Source organism: Legionella sp. PATHC035 (genome assembly GCF_026191115.1).
In the GTDB taxonomy this organism is placed as follows: Bacteria; Pseudomonadota; Gammaproteobacteria; order Legionellales; family Legionellaceae; genus Legionella.
Genome location: NZ_JAPHOT010000001.1, coordinates 375,159 through 401,005 on the forward strand (window position 1 = coordinate 375,159; position 25,847 = coordinate 401,005).

Consider the following 25,847-nt stretch of genomic DNA (forward strand, 5'->3'; position numbering starts at 1 on the left):
AAACTCTCAATACAAAAGTACAACAATCAAGAGTTTAATTGGAACAGAACAATAGAGCCTGGATTCAACGACGATGTACCCAGGCTAAAGAAATTATCTCTATACCGCCGTTGAAACCAAAAGCTTATTGACTCGATTGACAAAATCCGCTGGATTATCTAGTTGACCGCCCTCAGCTAAAACGGCTTGTTCAAACAACATGGTAACCCATAGCTTAAACAAATCATCATCCTGAATATCATGTAAGCGTTTAATTAATGCATGATCTGGATTAATTTCGAAAACAGGTTTGCTCGTAGGTACTTGTTGACCAGCAGCCTGGAGAATACGTTGCATTTCCAAGCCCATATCTTGCTCATCAGCAACCACACAAGCAGGTGAATCAGTTAACCTGTTTGTAACCATGACATCCTTTACTTGCGTCTCTAAGACTTGCTTAATATGTTTTAACAAAGGCTCAAGCGTTTTCTCTTGTTCTTTGATTTGTTCACTTGATTCATCGTTTAATTCCACTTTACCTTTGGAGATAGACTGAAGTTTCTTGCCAGCATATTCACTCAAATAGCCAACCAACCACTCATCCACTTTGTCGCTGAGTAATAACACCTCAATTCCTTTTTTCCTAAAAATTTCTAAATGAGGGCTGTTCTTAGCCGCATTGTAGCTTGAGGCAGTAATATAATAAATCTTATCCTGGCCTTCTTTCATACGACTTATATACTCATCCAAAGTCACATCTTGCTTCTCAGAGTCGTTTGCAGTTGTCGCAAATCGTAGTAATTTAGCAATCGCTTCTTTATTGGTAAAATCTTCAATGGGTCCTTCTTTCAAGACCAAACCAAATTCATTCCAAAACTTTTGATACGTTTCTTTATCCTGGGTACTCATTTTTTCAAGCATGGATAAAACACGTTTGGTACATGCAGAACGTATGCTCTCTACTTGCTTGTTGTCTTGTAAAATTTCTCGGGAGACATTCAGTGGTAAATCGCTTGCATCAACAATACCTTTAACAAAACGCAGATAACGAGGTAAAAATTGAGTGGCGTCATCCATAATAAAAACACGTTTCACATAAAGTTTTAAGCCATGCTTCACTTCATGTTGCCACAAGTCAAACGGTGCATGCCCAGGAATGTACAGTAAAGAAATATAATCATTCTTTCCTTCAACATGGTTATGTGACCAAATAAGTGGATCCTGGAAATCATGGGAAATGTGCTTATAGAGTTGTTTGTACTCTTCATCAGTAATGTCTGATTTTTGCATTGTCCATAAGGCAGTTGCCTTATTTACAGTTTCATATTCATTGGATTCTTTATCATCCTGAGATATTTTCTTCATCTCGATAGGCCAGCAAATATGGTCTGAATATTTACTGATAATACTTCGTATACGCCAATTACTCAGGAACTCATCATCATCTTTTTTGATATGTAAAGTAACTTCGGTGCCGCGTGTTGCTTTATTTTCAGTACCAATGGTAAATTCACCTTCACCATTAGACTCCCAAACGATTCCATCTTCAGGCTTCATCCCGGCTCGTCGGCTTTTTACGGTTACTTTATCTGCAACAATAAATGCGGAATAAAATCCTACACCGAATTGTCCAATCAACTGTGAATCTTTTGCACTTTCACCCGTTAAATGGCTCATGAATTCTTTAGTACCTGATTTCGCAATGGTCCCTAAATTCTCCACTGCCTCATCCCAGCTTAAACCGATACCATTATCCTTAATCGTTATCGTTTTTAGTTTCTCATTAACCTCGACGGTAATTTTTAAATCGGAATCATTTTCATAAAGTGTGTTGTTTGATAAAGCCAAAAATCGCAATTTGTCTAATGCATCGGAAGCATTAGAAATTAATTCACGTAAAAATATTTCTTTGTTGCTATAAAGCGAGTGCACTACCAAATGCAACATCTGCTTTACTTCTGTTTGAAAGCCCATAGTTTGTTGCTTATTCGACATTTACCTAATCTCCTTGTTACACATTTTATGATGATGTTTCTCATATAGGGTTTCAGTTAATAAATTTCAAGGGGGAAATGAAATGAAATTATCATTTGAGCTCATAAGGGCTGCTGACAATTCAACAACCCCCTAATAATTAAATCCAGGCATGGTTAATGTGCCACCAGAATGAATGATTAAGGCATTACCCTTTAAGTGTTGGGTTTCGATGTATTTCCTTGACTCATAGAAGAGTTTTGCTGCATAGATTGGATCAACCAAAATGCCCTCTTCTCGGGCCACACGTCTGACTTCATTTTTAATGGTTTGATTTACAGAACCAAAAGCCTTCGCTGTCGTTGGATAAAAGCAAAAAAAATGTTCGGGAATGAATCCAATCCATTGCTTCAACTTACAGCGAAATATTGATTCGCTATCCGCGAGTAACAATACATGAACATGTGCCGGATGATGGGAGCGATTTAATCCATTTAACAGTCCAGCCGCAGAAAAACCTGTACCGGCATCAATAAAAATATGTTGAAATTTAAAACCTAAAGTTTGTTCGTTTAGAATAATATCATCAGCAAGGGTCAATGCCCCACTCATTGCCTCGGGAACACTTGCTCCTTCTTGTAAAACAAACCCTTTTTCCCTTAAGCTGAGTAGATGATGATATGCCAATTCATTAACTTGTGACCACTGATCGCGACTAATCCAAACAATTTCATGCTCGTCAAGAAATAGACGACTTAATTTATAATTTCCCTGCAGATCTAATTTCCAAGGTTTAATTAGAAAAGCAGTCACTTTTAAATGAAACTCTCTAGCCAATTGCAAAGCAGCAAGTAAATTATTGGATTGTGGTCCAGCAATTATAATTAAATGCTGTATCCCCTGCTCGATTAAAAAAGGGAAAAGGCTGGCATACTTACGCAGCTTTGAACCACTAATCCCACACCCTAACTCATCATCCCGCTTGACATAGCAATTCACTTCATCATTAGGAAAATGATTTAAACGATGTACTCGACTGGATAAATTCCACATAGATTAAATATCAAATTATATTGGTAGCCTGTGTCAATTGCAGGCTGGATTATACGCTAATCCCCGCTTCAAAGCTGGATTTGCTTTGGGTTGGACCAAGGCTAACCTTCACCGGACCTGCCTGGAAGCAATTTGGATCCATGATTTTTTTAATGGGTATCTCTTACAAAATCAAAATGCTGATCAGTTGAAGTCGGCTCATGAAATTTATAACCTAACTCATTAAACTGCTTCAGATGAGTCAAATCATCCAATTGATTTTGCATCAGAAATTTTGCCATCGTCCCGCGAGCTTTTTTAGCATGGATACCAATCATTTTCAGTTGTTCATTCTTTTTTTCATAAAAATTGATGGTAACAATAGGATAATCTAATCCCTTTTCATCCACGGCTTTAAAATACTCGGTAGAAGCAAGATTAATCAAAACAGGATTCTTTTGATTTGCTAATTGTTGATTGAGTGAATGAGTCACTGTTCCCTGCCAAAAATCATATAAATTTTTGCCCGCAGGATTCTCCAAACGCACGCCCATTTCAAGCCTATAGGGCTGAATACTATCCAAGGGCTTCAATAAGCCATAAAGACCAGATAATATTCGCAAGTGATTTTGTGAATAGTCCACAGTCTTTTGTTCCCAACTGGCAGCTTTTAAACCTTGATAAACATCCCCCTGAAATAAAAATAAAGCGGGATATGAGTGTGACCGCTCTTTTTCTTCTAAATCAAAAGATTGATAACGATTGTAATTTAATTCAGCCAAATCTTTAGACAAATCCATCAAGGCAGCTATCTCGTTAGCTGATTTCGTTTTCATCAGTTTCACAAGAATACTTGTTTTATCCGCAAATGTTGGTTCGGATGTAGTTCCAGTATATGGCTTAAAACTATTTAATAATTTTTTTGCTGGTGATAATAAAATTAACATAATTAATCCCCCAATTTAGGGTCTGTTTTACAATGCGTTATCTTGAACCACAATAGAGCACTACAAACAAACTAACGAGCTCCACCTCCAGGAACCATTCCTACCCGTGGTCTAAAAACATAAATAGTTATTGGATCGCTTGTTTCAATCACATTTTCATCTGCATCCAAAACTTGGACTGCCAAAGTATGGGTGCCTCGATACATACCATTTATTTCAAACACAGGATTTCTTTGCGGTTCGCCAAGGGCACCGTTATCGTATAACAACTGTAATTTATCTCCAGGAAATAATTCTGGTTCTACTTCTACAGTCACCGCTACAAAACCCTGATTATTACGAATGGTTGTGCCCGATTGAGGCTGAGCAATCGCTAATTTTGTATAAGTATGCTTTAACTTTACCGTGTGATCCTCATGTTCTGATGAGGGTGGTGCTGGAGAAGTTGACGGGGTTGGTGATGAAAAACTTTGTGCATCAGGAATCGTTACAATTACAGCGCCCTCATGCGGAGTATCACTGAAATGAACATTACCCTGACTGTCAGTCCATTTGTAGATTTGCGCATAAGATGCGCAAATCACTATCATCAATGATAGAAAAACAAAAAATTTATTCATCACCATTTATTCCTAAAGGCTGTAATATAACTCAAATTCATAAGGATGAGTCAAACTTCTTATTTTACTAATTTCCTCTTCCTTCATGCTGATGTAGTTATTAATGAAATCTTGAGTAAATACATCACCTTGGATCAAGAAATCATGATCCATCTTCAGATTTTCCATAGATTGTTCCAAAGAAGCACATACTGTGGGTACGTCAACAAGCTCTTCTGGTGGTAAATCATAGAGATCTTTATCCATTGCATGGCCTGGATGAATTTTTCGTTGAATCCCATCCAAACCCGCCATCATCATAGCGGCAAATGCTAAGTATGGGTTTGCTGTAGGATCAGGGAAACGTACCTCAATACGACGCGCCTTAGGATTGTTCACATGAGGAATACGAATCGCAGCAGATCGATTTCTTGCAGAATAAGCTAAGAGAACTGGCGCTTCAAAGCCAGGTACTAACCGCTTGTAACTGTTGGTTGATGGATTGGTGAAGGCGTTTAATGCACGGGCATGCTTGATGATTCCACCGATGTAATAAAGCGCGGTTTCTGAAAGCCCAGCATATTGATCGCCAGAAAACAAATTCACGCCATCTTTAGTTAACGATTGATGACAGTGCATCCCGCTTCCATTATCACCAACCAGAGGTTTAGGCATAAAAGTAGCTGTTTTCCCATAATTATGGGCTACATTATGGACTACATATTTTAAAATCTGCAATTCATCTGCTTTCTTGGTCAATGTATTAAACCGAGTAGCAATTTCGCATTGGTTTGCCGTGGCCACTTCATGATGATGTGCTTCAACTACCATTCCCAAGGATTCAAGAGTGAGACACATTGCAGAACGCATATCATGGGAGGAGTCTACTGGAGGAACAGGAAAATACCCGCCTTTTATTGGGGGACGATGACCAATATTTCCACCTTCTAACTCTTTTCCTGAATACCATTGTGCTTCTTCTGAATCGATTTTATAAAAAGCACCACCAATGGTTGTTTCCCACTGTACGCTGTCAAAAACAAAAAATTCTGGTTCAGGTCCAAAAAGCGCGGTATCTGCAATACCAGTAGATTGCAAATAAGCTTCAGCACGCAAAGCCAGTGATCGAGGACAACGCTCGTATCCCATCATGGTTTTAGGATCAACTACATTACATCGGATAAATAGTGTATTGTCTTGAAAAAAAGGGTCCAGTTTGGTTGTTTCCAAATCAGGCATAAGAGCCAAATCAGATTGATGTATTTTTTGCCAACCCTTAAAGGAAGACCCATCAATCATTTTTCCATTTTCAATAAAATCGTCATCTACAGCTGAAACAGGAATGGTAATATGCTGTTCCTTGCCACGGATATCGGTAAATCGCAGATCAATTAATTTGACATCATGTTCTTTAATAGCCTCTTGTACTGTATTTTTGCTCATTATTGCTCTCCAGGATAGTCTGGGTATATAGTGTACCTTAAGTGACTTATTAAACCCAATAGATTACACTCTATGTTTTCACATAAACCATAAAAAATTATGGGTGCTTATCAATATCAGGCGCTTCAAAAAAGCGGCAACGCAACCAAAGGGGTACTGGAAGCTGATTCTGAACGTCATGCGCGCCAACTTTTAAGGGATCAAGGACTAATTCCAACCCAAATCCGCGTACTAACCCAGCAACGTTCAGGGAGCAATGCCAAAGGCAAAATTTCTGCTGCTGATCTTGCCCTATTCACACGTCAATTAGCTACATTGCTCGCTGCAGGCATTCCCGTCGAAGAATCGTTGCGTGGGGTCAGTGAGCAAACAGAAAAAGACAAAGTCAGAGAACTGATTATTGGGGTTCGCGCCAAAGTGCTTGAAGGTTATGGATTGGCACAAGCTATGGGGCAATTTCCACAGGCATTCCCCGAATTGTATCGAGCGACTGTGGGTGCCGGTGAGCAAACTGGGCACCTTGATGTGGTTTTAGAAAAGTTAGCCGATTATACTGAAAATCAACAGCAAACCCGCCAAAAAGTTCAGCAAGCATTGATTTATCCATTCATCATGATCCTGGTTTCAATTGCTATTATTTGCTTTTTGCTCAGTTTTGTAGTTCCTAAAATCATCGAAGTCTTCACCAGTGGAGGACAAACGCTCCCTGAAATGACACTCGTATTGATTCATATTAGCCACTTCATTAAAGATTATGGCCTCTATACTTTGCTAGGCATTATTCTGATTTTTATTGGCTTTAAAAAAAGTCTTGCCAATGAAAAAATTAAACTATTTTGGCATCGATTCTTATTGAAATTACCCATCGTTTCATATTTAGTTAAAACAGTTAATGTTTCGCGTTATATTCATACTTTTGGTATACTTTTCGCAGCTGGTGTGAGCGTTCTGGAAACAATGCGTGTTGCAGCGAGTCTAGTAACGAATATCGTTATGCGACAAGCTTTTGATGCTGCTGCGGTTAAAGTTAGGGAAGGATGTGGTATTAATGAGGCGTTGAAAGAAACAGGTTATATTAGCCCCATGGCAATCCATTTAATTGCCAGCGGTGAGAAAAGTGGCCAATTATCAAATATGATGGAACGCGCGGCAGTCCATCTGGATAATGAAGTAAAACGAATCATTGATACTTCCCTGACATTACTAGAGCCGATGGTGATTTTGTTTATGGGTGCAATTGTTTTGTTTATTGTGCTGGCTACGTTATTACCTATTTTCTCAATGGAACAATTAATTACTTAAAGTTACAATCAGTCTGCATTTAAATTGGAGTAAAAATGAATCGACAAAAAGGTTTCTCATTAATTGAAATCATGGTGGTAGTTGTTATATTAGGTATCCTGGCTTCTATAGTTGTACCTAAAATTATGGGTCGTCCCGATGAGGCACGAAAGGTAAAGGCGAAACAAGACGTACTCGCAATACAAAATGCTCTCGATCTCTATAAGCTTGATAATGGTAATTACCCAACCACCGATCAAGGCTTGATGGCGCTTGTTGAGAAACCCACCTCAAATCCCACACCGAGTAATTGGAAACAATATCTTAAGTCACTACCCAAAGATCCATGGGGCCGAGATTATCTTTATTTAAATCCTGGTCAACATGGTGATGTCGATGTATTTACCTACGGTGCTGAAGGACAACCTGGAGGTACGGGTATTAATGCCGAAATTGGTAATTGGGATGAGAAAAAATAGATATAATCGAGGTTTTACCCTGATTGAAATCTTAATTGTTTTAGTGATTATAGGCATCACTTTTGGTTTTGCCTTAATCGCTTTTGGTGATTTCGGTGAAAATCGACGTATCTTGTTTTCTGTAGAACAATTAGCTAATACACTTCGTTTAGCTCAGCAACAGGCTATTTTGGAAACCAGCACCCTTGGTTTGCGTATTGATAATGTCAGTTATCAGGTCCTGCAACTCAACAACGCTCTATGGAAGCCCATTTCCGATAAAGGAGTGTTTAAAATGACTTATTTTCCGCAAAACTCGCATATTACTCTGAAAACCAATTACGCTACCCCACCAGGAACCCCTGCCATTATTATTTCTGCCTCTGGTGATATGACCCCTTTTACTTTGAATTTTGGCAGCAAACAAGACCCTAACTTAGCATCACTGATTGGTAAGCGGAATGGCGTGTTACAACTTAATTTGGTGCCCACTAAATGAGAGCTCAAAGCCGCAAATCAGGTTTCACACTAATCGAAGTATTATTAGCACTTTCTATAATAGCGATTGCATTAACTGCGCTTTTGAAAGCAATATCCCAAAATGTAGAAACAACTCGTCGTGTTAAAGAAAAGACCGTAAGTCATTGGATCGCTATGCAAGGGGTAGCCATGATTCAACTCAATTTATTGCAGATGAATCAAAGCCAGGAAACCACCCAGGATACAACGATGTTAAATGAGCACTGGTACTGGCGAGCCAGTGTAAGTTCCACGCCACAAAAGAACATTCAAAAAATTATTATTTCAGTGAGTACTGAAAAATCAGGACCTTTTAGAGAGGAACTGCAAGCATTCCGGTATGTATCATGAAAAAAAATACCCCATCTGCAACGCTGAATGGTTTTACACTCATTGAGATTTTAATCGCGCTTGCCGTGTTTGCCATTCTGGCAACAATTACTTCGTCCGTTTTGTATAACGCATTCACAACACGCGCTCGAGTCAATGAACAAAGTGAACGCTTAAATGAACTGCAACTTGCGATAAGCCTTATTCAGCAGGATACAAGTCAAATAGTGGAGCGCCCCATTCGCAGTAATGACATGCAATTGGCACCGGCTTTTGTAGGACAAACACACTCTCTAGAATTCACTCGTGATGGAGATGTAAATCCAGGTAGTCTTGAAAAACGCAGCACGCTAAAGCGAGTTGCTTATCTTTGTCAACAAGGAACGTTAATCCGAAGAACTTGGAGTACTCTCGATAGAATGAATCAAGATATCTATGAGGATAAACCGTTACTGAATCGCCTTTCTAATTGTCATTTTGGTTATTTAAATCAAAATTTACAAGTACTGCCTGAATGGAGGGAACAGGCTGTAGCCCTAAACCAGCGTAAAGAGCCTTTCCCCAAAGCCATACAAGTTAATATGACTTTGCAAGACCAGGGCGAGATCAATTTACTTTTTATTGTACCGGGTGCAGTTTATGCAGCAGGCTAAAAAGATAAAAGGTAGTGCCCTACTCACCGCTCTATTTATTATGACTCTAGTTGCCATTGTAGCCACTGCAATGAGCACCAAAGTGCAATTAGATATTTACCGTACTCGGCTGATAATCACTCACGATAGGCTTTATCTTGCTTCACAAGCAGTTACTTTTTGGGGGCTAGGTCAATTAGCCGATAAAAAAAATAAATTGATTAAAGCAACTCCCCAAGGAATTGTCAGTCTCTATCCCGCGGATATGGAAAATATCTATAGCAACGTCGCGGTAAAGGGGGCACTTTATGATTTACAAGCTCAATACAATATTAATAATTTAGGAAATCGAAAATCGATGTTAGGTTTTATAAACCTTATCGGAACTGCCATACCACAGAATAGTGAGTCAGAAAAAGTGAAATTAGCCTTAGCAATTAATGATTGGCTCTCTGCTTATGACCTCGCGCGGGGTAAGGACAATTATTTATCTTATTATGTCAACCAAAAACCGCCCTACTACCCCAGCCATCAACTGATGAGCAGTAAGTCCGAATTGCGTCTGATTAAAGATGTGAGTGCGCCGCTTTATTTATCCTTAGAACCTTTAGTTACCGCATTACCTGAAACTACACCCATTAACATCAATACTGCCCCAATAAAAGTACTCAAATCACTAAGCAGCGGCATGAAGGAAGAACAACTCAATGAATTAATCAAGATAAGAAAAGAAAGTGGGATTAAAGACTTAGAAAAAATCTCGGAATTACTCAAAAAACTTGACATAGCTACTGATCAGATAACTTTAGAGAGCTCTTACTTTCTCGGTGTCGCTTATGCTACGAGCGATAATCTAAATCTTACCGTATTTACTTTATTTAAAAGAACCAAAGATAAAAATGAAAAAATATCGGTGAATGTGCTTCGACAAACTTTCAATGTGTACTAGGACCACTTTATCGTATGAGTTGACGACGAACAATCTGCTGTGACTCAGGTAAGCTCTTGACGACCCTTCACCCAGTTCGTGATGTCGTTTGCCTCAGAGGAATTGAGGGGGAAGAATCAGCTGGTTTGAACCTATTTTAATAAAACTGATACCGCCCATTGGAGAGCCCTTACTCTGTTGTTAGTAACACATTGTTGTAAACAATGCTATTCTTCTTTTTGAGGTATCTTAAAATTATTGTTTTGAATAATTTCTTTGGCTAAATCGTTACCTGCTTTAACGTCTGCATCGGAGAGTTTATTTTTCAACATCTTCAGCTCTTTTATTGCTTCCTCATTTTTATTTTGTGCTGCAATTTTAAACAAGGCATACGCTTTAATCCAATCTTTATCGACACCCAATCCCGCAAGGTACATATAGCCTAATTTAGCCTGCCCAACAGGATTTCCCTGTGCGGCAGACTTGGTAAACCAGTATGCAGCTTGTTGGTAATCTTTATCAATTCCTGTTCCAGTGAGGAGTAATTGCCCAATTTCAGCTTGTGCCTCAGGTTGACCACTAAGTGCCGCAGCTTGGTACCAGTATGCGGCTTTTTCTGGATTGGCTTCAACACCATATCCTTTAAGATAGTAGTAAGCCAAATAAGTCTCTGCTTTGACGTGTCCTTGATTAGCTGCTTGGGAAAACCAGTAAAATGCTAATTTGTCGTCTTGGGCAACACCTGATTGTTGTCCAGTATACAAAAGACCAAGACTATACTCGGCACGAACATCTCCCTGATCCGCGGCCTTTTGATACCAATATAAGGCCTTGTTAACATCTTTGGCTGTTCCTTCACCAACAATATAGGCATAAGCAAGATTCACCTGCGCTTTACTGTATCCTTGTTTTGCAGATTTTTCGAACCATTCGAATGCACTCTTTTTATTTTGTTTCACACCATCACCAGTCACATACATTAGACCGATATTTCTTTGCGCAATCGCATTTCCTTGCATGGCGGACTTCATGTACCATTTAAACGCTTCTGGAAAATTTTGCTTTACTCCTTGGCCTAGGTCATACATAAAGCCCAGACTGAGTTGTGCTAACGGATTATTTTTATCTGCTGATTTTTGATACCAACTGATGGCTTCAGTATAATTTTTAGTTATACCTTCACCGTATTGGTTCATACGACCAATTAAATACATCGACTCCGGATTTCCATCCCTTGCGGACTTCATTAAATAGGGATAAGCAGTGGAGTAATCTCCATTTTGATATGCTGCAAAACCAACAATCTCTTCACCTGCAAAAGCAGTATTCACTACCAGCAATGCTGCTAAAATGACCCTGCGCATGCCGACTCCAATTCAATCCTCTTATCTAAAGCGTAGAATAAAGAATCAACAAAGCAAGTTCACCACCTTGATTAAAAACATGATATTCTTTGAATATTGCTGAAAGAATCGACTCACAAACGATGCGAGATCCAAAAACTTTTGATTATATAAAATACTTTATCAAACGATTTGTACGTTATCTGTTAGTGGGTACCTTTGCAGGATGTGTCACGTTTTTTCCTCTGTTTTTGACGATTATCCTGCCTTTCTTAATTCAGTTGAGTGGTGTACTTGCACTCCATGATTTGGTTATTGCAAAAAAAACAGGCGAATTTTTACCCTCTTTTACCCCTATGTATGCCTATTTACTCAGCTGGACTTTTACCCTTGCTATTGGATTGTTTCTTTTCGTTTTACTCTATTTAGCCATGACGGGTGCACTATGAAAAATAATATGCAACTAATTCACTTTGGCTTAAAGAGATTTTTTCGCTATTTTTTGATTGGAATAATTTGTGGTGTGACACTGATGCAATTCGGTGGTTTTCCAATTGTTTTCCCAGCTTTAATCTTATTCAGCATTATTTTATCAATCGATGATGTGGGTCGACACAAACAATCGGAATATTATCCGCCCACATTTTGTCTATCCTATTGGGTTATTTGTATTTTTGCGCTCTTTTTGGATGGGATCGTCTATTATTCTAAGCTCATGTGATTCAGTCGCGAAAAACACAGATCCCTGCCGGAACGCAAGGATCTGAATGACCTTTTACTTTCCTGCAATCATCATTTTTTCAATTAATACAGAGCCACATCGTGTTGCAATATTGGGATTAATATCGCTGCCCACTGCAAGAATGGCTTTGAACATCTCTTTTAAATTCCCTGCAATAGTTATTTCATCAACTGGGTATTGGATTTCACCCTCTTCAACCCAATAACCGCTCGCACCGCGAGAATAATCACCCGTTACGATATTTACTCCTTGCCCCATTAATTCAGTGACTAATAATCCCTTGCCCATTATTTTTAATAAATCGGCAAGATCACCTGCTGTAGGATCAATCGTTAAATTATGAACCCCATCAGCATTTGCTGTAGTTTTTAATCCCATTCTTCGGGCAGAATAACTGCCTAATACGTATTGCATCACACGGCCTTTTTCAACAAGGAGGTTAGGTCGTGTTGGAACTCCTTCACTATCAAAAGAGGAACTGCCCAAAGCACCTAATAAGTGAGGCTGTTCATAAATACGAATAAACTCAGGGAACACTTGCTGTCCTATAGAATCGAGTAAGAATGTGTTTTTTCTGTAAAGATTTGAACCACTAATTGCATTAATAAAGGTTGAAAATAAACCACTTGAAATACGCGATGAAAAAATAACAGGGGTTGCTTGAGTTGCAATCTGCTGAGCACCCAAACGGCTTATTGCACGATCCACTGCATTTTTAGCAATGATGTGATGGTCTGTTAAATCATGTGCATTACGAGCTGTTGTATAGTCATAATCACGTTGCATTTCCTCGCCATGCTTTGCGATTAAAGAACAACTTAAACTGTGACGTGTACTGTGAATAAATCCAGACCCACCATAGGTATTGGCAAATCCATGATGTGATTCGTATGAAGAAACATTCACTCCATCTGAATTCGTTATTCGTTTATCCAGTGACAATGCATACCTCTCACATTTTAAAGCCATCTCAATTGCTTGTTGGGGATCGATATCCCAAGGATGGAATAAATTCAAATCCGGATGATTTTTAGACATCAGCTCTTTGTCGGCCAGTCCAAAACAAGGGTCTTCGGCACTCACTCGCGCGATGTCGCACGCAGCCTTTACCATCGCCTCTAAAGCGGCAGGAGACGTATCGGTGCTGCTTGCTCCACCTTTACGTTGACCGATATAAACTGTCAAACCAACCCCTTTATCCTCACTAAATGCAACTGTTTCAACTTCCCCCATACGGACATCAACTGAAAAACCTTTATCATTATTTACTGCCACCATCGCATCCGTTGCACCTTCTTTTTTGGCCAATTCAAGCACATCATTCATCAAATGAGTTAAATCTGTTGTTGACTTCTGTATATCACTATTGTTATGTTGCGTTTTAATTTGCATAAGAGATTCCGTGGTATTGAATGATGTACATAAGGATACAATAACATGTCTTCACAAACCAATGTTTATCCTGCAAACAAATCATATTTGTTCCGTTTATTATTTGTACTTTGCATCGTCTTTACGCCACTTTGTTCATCTTATGCTGAAGGGTACTGGCGTAAATTAAGTCCCGGTATTGAATATCAGGATCTTTCAGGAGGCATTCTTTCGCCCTGGTCGCATATCTATGCATTCCGTATCGATCTCAATAAAAATAAACTCGCCTTGGTCAATGCAAAAAAACTGTCATTAAAAAATGCCTCGGTAGATCAATTTGCTGAACACAGTAAAGCGCTACTGAGTATCAATGGCGGTTTTTTTGATCACGAGTTTAACCCCCTTGGACTTAGGATTAATAATAAAAAATTGATCAATCCCTTAAAACGAATCAGTTGGTGGGGAATTTTTTATGTAAAAAATAATAAAGCCCATATTTCCAGTTTAAACCATTTTAAGCACGACGATCATATCGATTTTGCCATTCAAAGCGGCCCTCGATTATTAATTAAAGGAAAAATTCCCTCCCTGAAACCAGGTATCGCTGACCGTTCGGCTCTTGGGATTACTGCGGATGGGAGAGTCATTATTTTGGTTTCAACTAATGCTGCAATGACTACGAATAAGCTCGCTCAATTACTGAGATCACAACCCTTATCATGTGTTGATGCGATTAATCTCGACGGAGGGAGTTCAAGCCAACTATATGCCCATATTGGTTCATTCCTACTAAATGTTCATGGTTTTTCTAATGTCAGTGATGCAATTATTGTAAAAAAGACATAGCTCTAGTTCATATGAACCCTCACCCCTACCCCTCTCCCGCAAGCGGGAAAGGTGACTTTCAGCTAAAACGGATAACCTGGGATCTCATGGATACTTTTTAGTAGTGGGTACATTTTCGTAAATCCTGATTGCAAGCAATTAGGCTACGAGCCGTCAATAAAGCACAATTGTGCACAAACCCACAAGTTATCCACAAAATACTCCCATATTATTCTCTTGACCATTATGCCAAAACACATTATCTTGTTATTTTGTACCGAGAACAACCCAATATATTGTGCTATAATCTGATTAATAGTGAATAAATTTAACTGCCTGTTAATAATAAAATAATAATAAATGCGTGGAGGAAAAATGTCCGCAATTCTTGATCCGGTAAATGATGTGCCGCAAACGAGTCAACTGGAATTGACTGCTAATGCCCCTGGTTTATTAAAAACCATTAAACGCAATGGTAAAGTAGTAAATTATGATGATACGAAAATTAAAGTTGCAATCACTAAAGCATTCATTGCCGACGAAGGCGGTACAGCTCCAACCTCAGATCGTATTCATCAACAAATTGAAGAACTTACCCGTCAAATAACTCAAGTGTTTAAACGCCGTTTGCCCAGCGGTGGTGCAGTTCATATTGAGGACATTCAGGATCAAGTAGAGTTAGCACTCATGCGTACTGGCCACTACAAAGTTGCCCGCGCTTATGTGTTGTACCGCGAAGAACACCGTAAAGCACGTGAAAATGAATTAAAACAACAAGCCAGTGACAACAAAATTCTATTAATTACGATGCCGGATGGTGAATTAAAGCCATTAGATACTGAGCGCATGAACACTATTGTTAATGAAGCATGCCGTAATTTAGAGCATGTTCAGGCAGAACCTGTGATTAAAGAAGCAATGCGCAATCTTTACAACCAAGCGAAATTTGAGGATGTGCACAAAGCGTTGATTATGGCTGCACGTACATTGGTTGAAAAAGAGCCCAACTATACTTATGTCAGTGCTCGTTTGTTATTAGACAGCTTGCGTATGGAAGCACTAACTAAATTAGAGATCCAAGCGGATGCAACCTTTGATGAAATGATCAAGATTTATCCAGCATACTTCAAAGTGTATATTGCTCACGGCATCAAACAAGGAATGCTGGATGTAAAAATGGCCGATTTTGACTTAGAAAAACTCGGCAAGGCGCTGTTGCCTGAGCGTGATATGAAGTTTAGCTATTTAAGTTTACAAACCTTATATGATCGTTACTTCATCCATGATCATGGCATACGTTATGAGTTGCCTCAGGCATTCTTTATGCGTGTTGCTATGGGTCTGGCTCTGCGTGAGCAAAATAAAGATGATAAAGCCATTGAGTTTTATCAATTGCTGTCTTCTTTTGATTACATGTCTTCAACACCGACTCTGTTTAACTCTGGGACAATTAGACCTCAATTATCCAGCTGCTACTTGACCACTGTTCCTGATCATTTAGATGGTATATACAGTGCCATTAAAGACAATGCCCTACTTTCCAAATATGCAGGTGGTTTGGGTAATGACTGGACTCCAGTACGTGCAATGGGTTCACATATCAAAGGCACCAACGGAAAATCACAAGGAGTGGTTCCCTTCCTGAATGTTGCTGATGCAACCGCAGTTGCAGTAAACCAAGGAGGTAAACGTAAAGGAGCAGTCTGTGCTTATCTGGAGTGTTGGCATAAAGATGTAGAGGAGTTCCTTGAGTTAAGAAAAAATACTGGGGACGATCGACGCCGTACACACGATATGAATACTGCATTGTGGATACCTGATTTATTTATGATGCGTGTACGTGAAAATGGTGATTGGACTTTATTCTCACCTGATGAAGTGCCTAATTTACATGATCAATATGGTAAAGCTTTTGAAACACTCTATCGTGAGTATGAAGAAAAGGCACGCCAAGGTCTCATCAAAAATGCAAAAACTTTATCTGCAGTCAAACTGTGGCGTAAAATGCTATCCATGCTTTTTGAAACTGGCCATCCATGGATGACCTTTAAAGATCCTTGCAATTTACGTTCGCCACAACAACATGCTGGTGTAGTTCATAGCTCTAATTTGTGTACTGAGATTACACTGAACACCTCAGAAGAAGAGATCGCTGTATGTAATCTGGGCAGTATCAATCTTCCCGCACACATCAAAAAGGGCAAACTGGATACTGAGAAATTAAAGCGTACCATTAGAACTGCTATTCGTATGTTGGATAACGTAATCGATATTAACTACTATTCCGTACCGCAAGCACGTAATTCCAACTTGAAACATCGACCTATTGGTTTAGGCCTTATGGGTTTTCAAGATGCATTGTATGAGTTAAAAATTGATTATGCTTCCCCTGAGGCAGTCGAATTTGCTGACTCGTCCATGGAGTTAATCAGTTATTATGCTATTGAGGCTTCTTGTGATTTAGCTAAGGAGCGAGGGAGTTACTCCAGCTACGAAGGTTCTCTATGGAGTAAAGGCATACTGCCAATTGATTCAATTAACTTGTTACAGCAAGCACGTAGCAAATACTTAGAACAAGATCGCTCACAACGATTGGATTGGGAAAGTTTACGTATTAAAGTTCGCACACAAGGAATGCGTAACTCCAATGTGATGGCCATAGCACCGACCGCTACAATTTCTAATATTTGCGGTGTATCACAATCCATTGAGCCTACATATCAAAACTTGTATGTCAAATCGAATTTGTCAGGTGAGTTCACTGTAGTCAATCCATATTTGGTTGCGGATTTAAAAGCATTGAATCTTTGGGATGAAGTGATGGTCAATGATTTGAAATACTTTAACGGTAGTGTGCAACCAATCAGCCGTATTCCTGCTGAATTGAAACAACGTTACGCCACTTCATTTGAAATTGATCCGATTTGGTTAGTTGATGCCGCTTCTCGTCGTCAAAAATGGATTGATCAGGCGCAATCGTTGAATATCTATATGGCTCAACCATCGGGTAAGAAACTGGACCAACTCTACATGCATGCGTGGATACGTGGATTAAAAACTACTTATTACTTACGCAGCCTAGGAGCATCCAATGCGGAGAAATCCACTGTAACTGACGGTGCACTCAATGCAGTTAAAATAATAGCAGAGGAACCAAAGGTATGCTCTATTCTCGATCCAGACTGCGAAGCGTGCCAATAATCAGGAGAATTTAAATGTCAGAAAATATACAACAACACGATATAATTCATACTGGTGCCACAGGATATGAGCCTCTTGAAATGGGAGCTGCGCGTATTCACGTTGATGATAAACGTATCATTAACTGCCGGGCAGACTTAAACCAGCTCGTTCCTTTTAAATATAGATGGGCTTGGGACAAGTACTTAACCGCTTGTGCGAATCATTGGATGCCTAATGAAATCAATATGAGCGCTGACGTAGCGCTCTGGAAAGATCCTAATGGACTTACAGAAGCCGAGCGTTTAATTATCAAACGTAATTTGGGATTTTTCTCAACCGCAGATTCATTGGTTGCCAATAACCTAGTGCTCGCTGTTTATCGACATATTACCAATCCGGAATGCAGACAATACTTGTTACGTCAGGCCTTTGAAGAGGCATTGCATACTCATGCGTACCAGTACGTTATTGAGAGTCTAGGACTTGATGAAGCAGAAGTCTTTAATATGTATCGTGAAATCCCCTCTGTTGCAACTAAAGCAGCTTGGGCGTTACCTTTTACTCAAAGCTTGGGTGACGAAACATTCCATACCGGTACTGTAGAAAATGATCAGCGCCTATTGCGCGATTTAATTGCCTTCTATGTAATCTTTGAAGGGATCTTTTTCTATGTTGGCTTCACGCAAATCCTCTCCATGGGACGTCGAAATAAAATGGTAGGCACTTCAGAGCAGTTCCAATATATTTTACGTGATGAATCCATGCATATGAATTTTGGTATTGATGTCATCAACCAAATTAAAATTGAGAACCCCCATTTGTGGACACCTGAATTTAAAGAAGAAATGATTCAATTGATTCGCCAAGGTGTGGCGCTGGAGTATCAATATGCTAAGGACACTATGCCTCAAGGCATTTTAGGAATGAATGCAGAAATGTTCGAAGAATACTTGCACTTCATTGCTAACCGCCGTTTAAATCAAATCGGACTTCCAGAACAGTACCCTGGCGCTGAAAACCCATTCCCTTGGATGAGTGAAATGATGGATTTGAAAAAAGAGAAAAACTTTTTTGAAACTCGCGTCATTGAGTATCAAGCAGGTGGTACTCTCAGCTGGGATGATGAATAAGAGTATCTTTTCTAGTATCCCAAATGGTCATTAAAAATAACTTCAAGTAGGGCTTTTTGCAGTGTTGCAAACAAGCCCTAAATTTAGATACCGCTTTAATATTCTTTCGACTCCTCATTTAATCAAGTAACGCCATTTATTTTTTCCAACTGCTTGCCAAAAATAATCGCAACTCACATATATTAATCAAAGATAAATCCCAAGAATTTGTTTGCAAATAGTAGTTTTCATAAACTTAATGGTTACATAATAATCATGTGATAAAATAATAAACAGAAAGAACTTTTTGCTATTGGAGAATGTTATGTCAATGACATTAACTGAATGGTGGACGAAACTAGACCAGGAGACTCGCGAAGTTGCAAAAAAATATGCGTATAGCTACCCTGATGCATTAACTCCTGCTAACGCCATAAATGACAATGCGGACTTGACTCCTTGGGAAGCCGTCCATGCCATGGCAAGTCTTGGGTCCACAATCGAATCAATTAGTCTCCTTAGTGCCGGAGGTATTGCAGGTAGGATAGCTACTGCTTCAAAAAAACTAGGTGAGCCATTACAGAAGAAGTCTCCAGATGAGGAGCCGCATTACGTTCCCAAAATCACTGATGAAAAAAGTTTACTACTTGCCGTGGTGTATTATCGCTCCCAATGCCGGTTTCAACATATTCAATCAATAAATTCCACCATTCAAAACGGTGCTCTTGGAAAACCAGGCATAGAACAAAATAAGCCCGGGGTTGCAAAAGAGGCAGAAGCGTTAAGGGTAAAAATTAAAGACTATTGTTCTAATAACATAGAGATTGCCACATCCGCCCATTCAAATTTTATTGAACTCTTCCCTCCACCGAACGAACTAGGCAATGATTTATTTAAACCCAAAAGCTTAGCTGAACAATATCAAGATTTTGCGCATCGGGTAATAGCCCAGCATTTAGATTTTGATATTGAGGAACAATCTCATGAGAAATTACACAATATTGCTGTAGAGAACTGCGAAAAAATCAGAACGAAGCTGCAGGACGCAGAAGCAGAACTAAAGACTCTATATCTCTACAAAAAATTAAAAGAATTTATAACGAATACTACTGAATATTCCGATGCAACTTTTGCTCGCTTTGCGGATACTCTGGACGAGGACTATGGTGCACAAGCCAAAGAAATATGGGACCAAGCAGAGTCATTCGCCAAGGGAAAAAAATCAAAGAAGGATCAAATTACCGAGGGAGTGAACAATTATACTCCTGCTTTTCTCCAAGGCTTTATGCATGCTCGGCTTAACCCATTGGCTTATGTTCCTTGGGTAATGGGTGTCGATGAAAACGCGCGTTTTAAACGATTTAAAGAACATTTTGAATCGCATGTAACCAGTAAAATAGCATCCGCTAGTCACGCTGTCTCTGGTATAACAGAGATTAGCGAAGAGGATCTCAAGGCGGCCAGTTCTGGAGATATTTTAGATTTAATCACGATGGGTCATGATTTACGGATAGAAATAGAGCGTTTACAAAAATCCATCCAATCCTATGTGGAAACACTCAAAGAGGATGAGCTTATTAAATTTTCAACAAGAACGCCATTCATTGGATGGATTACGAAACTACTTGCTGATTTTCCTTTAACGAAAGGCTTATTGCATGACAACATTCATTACCTTGATATTGCCAACAAATTTTCTCAGCGATTAGATGAAATCAAACAAATTCAGGATAGTCAAGATCAAAGATCAAAACTTGATGAACTCAAAAATTCAATTCGGACGGAGGTCGATAGTGTTAAAAAGGGAAGTCATTATTTGCTCTTTCAAAGTAAGAGGGAATTAGCACACAAACACTTCCATCATATTATCGATGCTAGAAAAATTGGGGAAGAAGAAGAGGATAGTGTTGACGCGGAAAACGAGGATCAACCTAAGCCCAACAATGCCTAAGGCCAATGGATTATTGGCATTTTTCTTATTAAATAGGATTTCCAGCATTTAAGTTCTATAGGTAAATTAGCCTGGGTATTAGTCTGAAGGATGAGGTCCGGGTTCCAGAAGATTTCGCCTCCAATAAGACCATACCTAAATCGTTCGTCTAATCCATAAATGACAAACAAAAAGATCATCTTGCTAGCCCAACTAAAAAAATTAAGATGATATTTTTCTTCCCTATAGTAGAATCTTAAGGTGTCGAAAATGCAATATCGACCATTGCACTCAATAAAATAGTTTATTTATATCGACTAAAACACAGGAGGTGTCCTATGGCCAAGAAAAAGGAAGACAATACCAATTATAGCTTTTTACTTAAGAGTATGGCTGCAGTCACTGCTGCAGCGATGGTGACAGCGGGAATTATTGCCGCAGTAACATTAAAATCTGCTGCAACAGCCACAACTGCAATCGCCGCGAAAACGCTCCTTGCATCAACTTTAATATTTGCACCAGCTGTATTTCCATTTGCACTTGTTGCGATTGGACTTGTTTTTGTATTACCTTTTTTATTCGGCTGCAACAGTAATACATATACTACGGTAGGAACGACCGTAACCCCTGGGTACAGAAGTTATGGGAGCTATAGTTTTTATCCTCCTACCCCCGATTATACTTTTCCTAATTATGATACGAGTAGTAACGTTTACATCAGTAGCGCTCACTCCCATGGGCATCCTGCCTCTGAAGGTACCGTGCATGTACATGGTAGCTCAAATACACATGGCCATGATGGAAATCGACATGGACATGATACTACTCGACATGGACATTTTTAAAATCAGCAGATTGTAATTATTTCGCAGGGTCTATGGCTGGATCTTCTAATTTTGAGCATTCTATTTTTATCATGATGCCCATCGCACCTATTGGAGATCCATTGCTACGTTCATTTGTTTCACTGCAAAAGCCCATTAACTTATCCCTCATGAGCGAGTTTTATACTAATTTTTACTATACTTAATGAGACATATTTAAATAAAGATAATTCTTAGGATAAATGGGGGGGTAGGAGGAATACGAAATGAAAAGCGTATTACTAACAGCACTACTGCTCGCATTCACTACAGCGGCTTTGGCAGATGAAAGTGTCATTGTCACTCAAACAAAAACCTGGCAAAGCGTCCCCATTACTGTAGATGAGGAAGCTCATACTTATACTGTTGAGAAAGGAATCACGTTGCCTGAAGGAGATTATTATTACACTTATCCAGGCTACCGTTGTTTAAAAGAAAAAGGAGATATAGTCGGCGTCAATGCAGTCGTATTCCAAGCAGGTACTTCTGGTGGAAACGATATCTATTGTTATGCAGACTAAAATCAAAAACTCCGCTCAATAGAACACTAAATGAAAGCGTAATCGTAGAAACTTTACTCGGTTACGCTTTTAATAAGTCATTTTTATGTTACAAAACCATCCCATTGACTTGACTGTCCCAAAGCTTTTTGAAATAGCTTTGCTCATTATTTACAAGTTCATTAAAAGTCCCTTCTTCAATAATTGCCCCACCCTCCATCACGACTATTCGATCCATATGTCGAATGGTCGACAACCGATGTGCAATGGCGATAACTGTAGCATTATTTTGTTCGAGCATGGCGTTAATTGATTGTTGCACTTCTTGTTCTGAGAGCGTATCGAGACTTGAAGTCGCTTCATCCAGAACAACAAGCGATGCATTTTTTAAAAATGCACGTGCAATTGCAATACGCTGGCGCTGTCCTCCAGAAAGCTTCACACCACGCTCACCAACCAAGGTATCATATTGTTCCGGCAATGATTCAATAAAATTATCTATCTTAGCCATTGCAGCTGCATGCTTAATCTCTTCAAGCGTAGCATTTTCTTTCGCATAGCCAATATTCTCTCCTAGTGTTCGATGAAAAAGCATAATATCTTGTGGAATAAGCGCTATTTGTTGACGCAAAGAATCTGAAGTAATCTCTGAAATCGGCATATCATCGATTAAAATTTGCCCTGAGGTAGGCTTAAAATTTTTTAATAGCAAGGATATCAGTGTTGACTTCCCCGCTCCAGAATGGCCAACCAACCCAATCTTCTCCCCAGGCCTGATCAATAGATTTAGATTTTGAAATACCGAGCTTCCTTCGTTGTAGGCAAAAGAAAGCTGCCGAAACTCAATTTTACCCTGGTGAATCGGATAGGCTTGTGCTCCGGGTTCATCAACCTCGTCATGCGGAGTCGATAAAATGCTAAACGACGATTTGAAATCCCCTATTTCTTTTAAAAAAGTACAAAGACTGCTCATCAGAGCCCATAAATCAAAGGAAATGGTAATGGCTGTGAGCATCACAAACAGGAAATCTCCAGTGGAAATCTCATCATGTGTCCGTAGATAGATCATAAATATAAAAACAGCAATCAGCATGAACCAATAGAGGACTGAGCCAACCATATTAAATTTAAAATCGTATTGATACAGTGCTATTTGTCGCGGAACAAAATCATCCGACATCAGTTCATTCACCCGTCGATGCTCGGCTCGTCGTTTGGCAAAATAAAACAGAGAGAAGATGTTGGTAATATTATCTGAAAAAGAACCAATGATTTGGTGCTTACTTTCAGCCACCTCATTAGAAAGTCGATTCAGTTTGAGTGCCATAGGAAGCATGATGACCATAACCAACACACACCAGGCCAGCATGAAACAAAACACATTGAAATTGACAACCAGCAGAACAAAAACTGAAACAATGACCACACAAAAATGTTTCCCTACAATATGATGGAGATTAGCAAAAACGCTATCATATCCATCCAATAGCCCTTTCAGTTTACTAATTACAGTACCACTAGGTGTATTTTGAAAATAGTTATAAGAATGATGCTGCACGTAATTATAGGCAGAGGATAATAATCTTTGTCTGGCATATGGCTCAGCCTTCCACTCAGCGAAATCACTAATGCGCCACACAACATCCAACACGATTTGTGCCGTGATAAATAACACAATAGGAAACACCAGTTGTCCATATGAAGTGATTGTTTCGTTAGAAAAGGCATCCACTAAAAGTTTAAAGGAGTAATTATTAGCAAAAATATAAATCGCAGTGAGCACCGGCGCCTGAAACATTAAAACATACCACCATCGATAAGGTTTAATGACTTGCCATAAAAAATTCCATGCCGAATAAACTGGATATTTTAAATCTAAAGGGTCCACTATTTATGCTCAAAATTAAGAGTCATCAAAGTATACCATAAGAAACAGCCAAGATGCTCATAATTAAGTCATTTTGAGGTGCGGCAAAATGAACAAGACACATTGATTGCTCCGGAAGTTGTTATTTTACAAGGATAACGGTAGACTTACGACTCAGTCAAAGTCCCGGTGGCACAGCTGGATAGCGCAGCCCCCTCCTAAGGGGCAGGTCGGAGGTTCAAATCCTCTCCGGGACGCCAGTACAATCAATGAGTTACTAGCAATGCTCGCGGGCAAAATGGTGCGATCAGGGTGCAAAGCGAATCTATAATAAAATAAAACAGTAACCATCAATATATGCCTAATTAGGCTCAAATTGGGAGGAAATAATAAGCCCTGTCCTTCAATCACCTAAAGGGCAACTCACGTACTCGATATTCTCTTGCTTCTCTTTTGATTTAAACATGAACGGAGAAAGTCGTGTAGCCTTTGTTAGTAAGAATAAGCGGTGTAACTCACTTATTGCCTGCTGAGATGTTTGAAAAATCATAGTCTATCTTAATTTCAAACCAATTAATTACTGAAACTCAGAATGCAAAAGGTTTTTTATAAATGCTCAAAGAAAGTAAGCATGAAACATAGAGCGCACAAACTTTCAACAAAAGCCGCTCATTGCAAGTAAGTCGCATGAGAAGAGTTGCCACATTAATTAACAATCTAACTCAAATTTATATGTAATCTAATGGCCTTAAAGTAAACTGAAAACTCTGCTTACACATGGCACAGTCCTGACTCATTATAGTCATATTTATTTATTGCTTGAAAATAAAAGATAATATATAAACAATTTCAGCATTGAACCGCTTACTTACACAATTAGAGGCAATAAATGAGGCACGAAGTAAAAGCTAATTCTCCTATAAAGACCATATATATCCATTCATCATCATATCAAAAAAACATTTTTTCAGGGTTGGCAAGCATCCAAATTGAATTCAATTCAGATGGGTTACAAAATATGATGGAGCTATTGGATTTATTAAACGACAATCAATTTGAATTTCATAGAAATAGGGCTGACGGTCTATCTATAATTAGATCTTATAAACGTGAAGAAATTCGAAATATTATGGATTTTTTACTTAACAAAGGATTGATAGGAAATTCGGATAGAGCGGATTTGGAAGATGTTGTACGTTTCGAAGAGAAGTCCAAAATTACATATGACTTAAACCGTGATATGGCCAACAGTGAGCAAAAAAACATCATTGAAAGCCTGTGTGTGAAGCAAATTGGTGCCTTAATGAAGATCATTTCCAATGAGGAAGACCTAGGAATTTTACTCAAATTGCTAGAATGTGATTACTTCAGAATCCCTGGTAAGGCTGGAAAAGATAAAATTTTCTTGGACTTTAAAGATTGGCTAGCTCAATCGAATAAATATACTGAAAAAGAAATTAATGATTTGCATGAATCTTATTTGCACCTACAAAAGATATATAGGGGTATGGCTAATTTAGAAGATACCCTTTTAAAGGCGGGTCAATTTCTTCCCAATTTAGCAACTCAACAAAAGATAATCATTGATATGCTGACTACTATAACTCAAACTCATCTTTATGCTATCGAACTATTCAGTGGTATGTATATATAGAAGAGTTATATTTAGATTATTTCTTGTTGGCTTAACATTTACAGGCTACTCTTGCATGGCTTTATAGAGAAAAAATAAATCCATTAAAAACTTGGAACTTTGAGTTAATTTCAATAATGGAATAAATGCGAATCTTCTCCCATCCCATACAGATTAACGGTTGTGAACCAGTAAGGAACCCAAAAAGGCCTCCCCTATTGGCCTTTTTGGTATAACCCCAGGGATGCTAACTTCTATTAAACTCAGCTCCTTTAAAAGCGCTAATCCAAAGCAGTAGACACCTTAAGTTTCTTCCATTTCACCCTAGATCGATTACACAATACACAAATAGCTCATAA

23 protein-coding genes and 1 tRNA gene are annotated in these 25,847 nt (G+C 38.9%); 16 read left to right on the plus strand and 8 right to left on the minus strand.

The features are described 5' to 3' along the window. Positions 1-99 precede the first annotated feature (99 nt). From htpG to glnA, 5 genes are all read right to left on the minus strand, one after another. Complete coding sequence (htpG, locus tag OQJ13_RS01695) at positions 100-1,974, minus strand: molecular chaperone HtpG (RefSeq protein ID WP_265708732.1); 1,875 nt, start codon at positions 1,972-1,974, stop codon at positions 100-102. Positions 1,975-2,106: 132 nt separating this feature from the next. Then, on the minus strand, positions 2,107-3,006 hold the full coding sequence (locus tag OQJ13_RS01700; protein WP_265708733.1) for a 1-aminocyclopropane-1-carboxylate deaminase: 900 nt from the start codon (positions 3,004-3,006) through the stop codon (positions 2,107-2,109). A 149-nt stretch (positions 3,007-3,155) separates the two neighbouring features. Continuing rightward, the gene (yaaA, locus tag OQJ13_RS01705; RefSeq protein ID WP_265708736.1) at positions 3,156-3,932 is read right to left on the minus strand and encodes a peroxide stress protein YaaA; all 777 of its coding nucleotides are present in this window, start codon (positions 3,930-3,932) and stop codon (positions 3,156-3,158) included. 71 nt (positions 3,933-4,003) lie between these two features. After that, positions 4,004-4,552, minus strand: a complete 549-nt coding sequence (locus OQJ13_RS01710; RefSeq protein ID WP_265708737.1) for a DUF4124 domain-containing protein — start codon at positions 4,550-4,552, stop codon at positions 4,004-4,006. Between the two features lie 12 nt (positions 4,553-4,564). Beyond that, complete coding sequence (gene glnA / locus OQJ13_RS01715; protein ID WP_265708738.1) at positions 4,565-5,974, minus strand: type I glutamate--ammonia ligase; 1,410 nt, start codon at positions 5,972-5,974, stop codon at positions 4,565-4,567. Between the two features lie 99 nt (positions 5,975-6,073). On the opposite strand from glnA, the gene lspF reads away from it, so the two are divergent. From lspF to gspK, 6 genes are read left to right on the plus strand one after another with little or no spacing between them, the layout of a single operon-like run. Continuing rightward, the gene (gene lspF, locus OQJ13_RS01720) at positions 6,074-7,276 is read left to right on the plus strand and encodes a GspF family T2SS innner membrane protein variant LspF (protein WP_265708739.1); all 1,203 of its coding nucleotides are present in this window, start codon (positions 6,074-6,076) and stop codon (positions 7,274-7,276) included. Between the two features lie 35 nt (positions 7,277-7,311). Continuing rightward, positions 7,312-7,734: a GspG family T2SS major pseudopilin variant LspG gene (gene lspG, locus OQJ13_RS01725; RefSeq protein WP_265708741.1), complete on the plus strand. Its 423-nt coding sequence runs from the start codon at positions 7,312-7,314 to the stop codon at positions 7,732-7,734. After that, entirely contained in the window at positions 7,721-8,212 is a 492-nt protein-coding gene (gene gspH / locus OQJ13_RS01730) for a type II secretion system minor pseudopilin GspH (protein WP_265708743.1), read from the plus strand. The genes lspG and gspH overlap by 14 nt, the downstream gene beginning before the upstream one ends. Further along, entirely contained in the window at positions 8,209-8,583 is a 375-nt protein-coding gene (gene lspI / locus OQJ13_RS01735) for a GspI family T2SS minor pseudopilin variant LspI (protein WP_265708744.1), read from the plus strand. Before gspH ends, lspI begins: the two co-directional genes overlap by 4 nt. Then, the gene (lspJ, locus tag OQJ13_RS01740) at positions 8,580-9,215 is read left to right on the plus strand and encodes a GspJ family T2SS minor pseudopilin variant LspJ (protein ID WP_265708746.1); all 636 of its coding nucleotides are present in this window, start codon (positions 8,580-8,582) and stop codon (positions 9,213-9,215) included. The genes lspI and lspJ overlap by 4 nt, the downstream gene beginning before the upstream one ends. Further along, the gene (gspK, locus tag OQJ13_RS01745; RefSeq protein ID WP_265708747.1) at positions 9,202-10,143 is read left to right on the plus strand and encodes a type II secretion system minor pseudopilin GspK; all 942 of its coding nucleotides are present in this window, start codon (positions 9,202-9,204) and stop codon (positions 10,141-10,143) included. Before lspJ ends, gspK begins: the two co-directional genes overlap by 14 nt. A gap of 206 nt (positions 10,144-10,349) precedes the next feature. Here gspK and OQJ13_RS01750 read toward each other — a convergent pair whose 3' ends face one another. Then, a complete protein-coding gene (locus OQJ13_RS01750; protein WP_265708749.1) occupies positions 10,350-11,486 on the minus strand; it encodes a tetratricopeptide repeat protein in 1,137 nt (378 codons plus the stop codon). A gap of 89 nt (positions 11,487-11,575) precedes the next feature. Between OQJ13_RS01750 and OQJ13_RS01755 the strand changes: the two genes are divergently transcribed. Together OQJ13_RS01755 and OQJ13_RS01760 are read left to right on the plus strand one after the other, a co-directional pair. Continuing rightward, on the plus strand, positions 11,576-11,914 hold the full coding sequence (locus tag OQJ13_RS01755) for a hypothetical protein (RefSeq protein WP_265708751.1): 339 nt from the start codon (positions 11,576-11,578) through the stop codon (positions 11,912-11,914). Further along, a complete protein-coding gene (locus OQJ13_RS01760; RefSeq protein ID WP_265708753.1) occupies positions 11,911-12,186 on the plus strand; it encodes a hypothetical protein in 276 nt (91 codons plus the stop codon). The genes OQJ13_RS01755 and OQJ13_RS01760 overlap by 4 nt, the downstream gene beginning before the upstream one ends. Positions 12,187-12,240: 54 nt before the next feature. On the opposite strand, the gene pmbA is transcribed toward OQJ13_RS01760, so the two are convergent. After that, entirely contained in the window at positions 12,241-13,599 is a 1,359-nt protein-coding gene (gene pmbA, locus OQJ13_RS01765; protein ID WP_265708754.1) for a metalloprotease PmbA, read from the minus strand. A gap of 45 nt (positions 13,600-13,644) precedes the next feature. On the opposite strand from pmbA, the gene OQJ13_RS01770 reads away from it, so the two are divergent. From OQJ13_RS01770 to OQJ13_RS01795, 6 genes are all read left to right on the plus strand, one after another. Continuing rightward, positions 13,645-14,424, plus strand: coding sequence for a phosphodiester glycosidase family protein (locus OQJ13_RS01770; protein ID WP_265708755.1), 780 nt, complete (start codon positions 13,645-13,647; stop codon positions 14,422-14,424). Between the two features lie 354 nt (positions 14,425-14,778). After that, entirely contained in the window at positions 14,779-17,604 is a 2,826-nt protein-coding gene (locus OQJ13_RS01775; RefSeq protein ID WP_265708757.1) for a ribonucleoside-diphosphate reductase subunit alpha, read from the plus strand. A gap of 14 nt (positions 17,605-17,618) precedes the next feature. Next, positions 17,619-18,716 (plus strand): ribonucleotide-diphosphate reductase subunit beta, encoded by a 1,098-nt coding sequence (locus OQJ13_RS01780; protein ID WP_265708759.1) that lies wholly within the window; start codon positions 17,619-17,621, stop codon positions 18,714-18,716. A gap of 304 nt (positions 18,717-19,020) precedes the next feature. Further along, positions 19,021-20,646: a hypothetical protein gene (locus OQJ13_RS01785; protein ID WP_265708761.1), complete on the plus strand. Its 1,626-nt coding sequence runs from the start codon at positions 19,021-19,023 to the stop codon at positions 20,644-20,646. Positions 20,647-20,963: 317 nt separating this feature from the next. Next, positions 20,964-21,470: a hypothetical protein gene (locus tag OQJ13_RS01790; protein ID WP_265708764.1), complete on the plus strand. Its 507-nt coding sequence runs from the start codon at positions 20,964-20,966 to the stop codon at positions 21,468-21,470. Between the two features lie 245 nt (positions 21,471-21,715). Further along, positions 21,716-22,009: a hypothetical protein gene (locus OQJ13_RS01795; protein ID WP_265708766.1), complete on the plus strand. Its 294-nt coding sequence runs from the start codon at positions 21,716-21,718 to the stop codon at positions 22,007-22,009. 88 nt (positions 22,010-22,097) lie between these two features. Here OQJ13_RS01795 and OQJ13_RS01800 read toward each other — a convergent pair whose 3' ends face one another. Beyond that, entirely contained in the window at positions 22,098-23,876 is a 1,779-nt protein-coding gene (locus OQJ13_RS01800; protein WP_265708767.1) for an ABC transporter ATP-binding protein, read from the minus strand. 162 nt (positions 23,877-24,038) lie between these two features. Between OQJ13_RS01800 and OQJ13_RS01805 the strand changes: the two genes are divergently transcribed. Both OQJ13_RS01805 and OQJ13_RS01810 read left to right on the plus strand, forming a co-directional pair. Continuing rightward, positions 24,039-24,115, plus strand: a tRNA-Arg gene (locus tag OQJ13_RS01805). Positions 24,116-24,744: 629 nt separating this feature from the next. Then, positions 24,745-25,509 (plus strand): hypothetical protein, encoded by a 765-nt coding sequence (locus OQJ13_RS01810; protein WP_265708768.1) that lies wholly within the window; start codon positions 24,745-24,747, stop codon positions 25,507-25,509. Positions 25,510-25,847 lie beyond the last annotated feature (338 nt).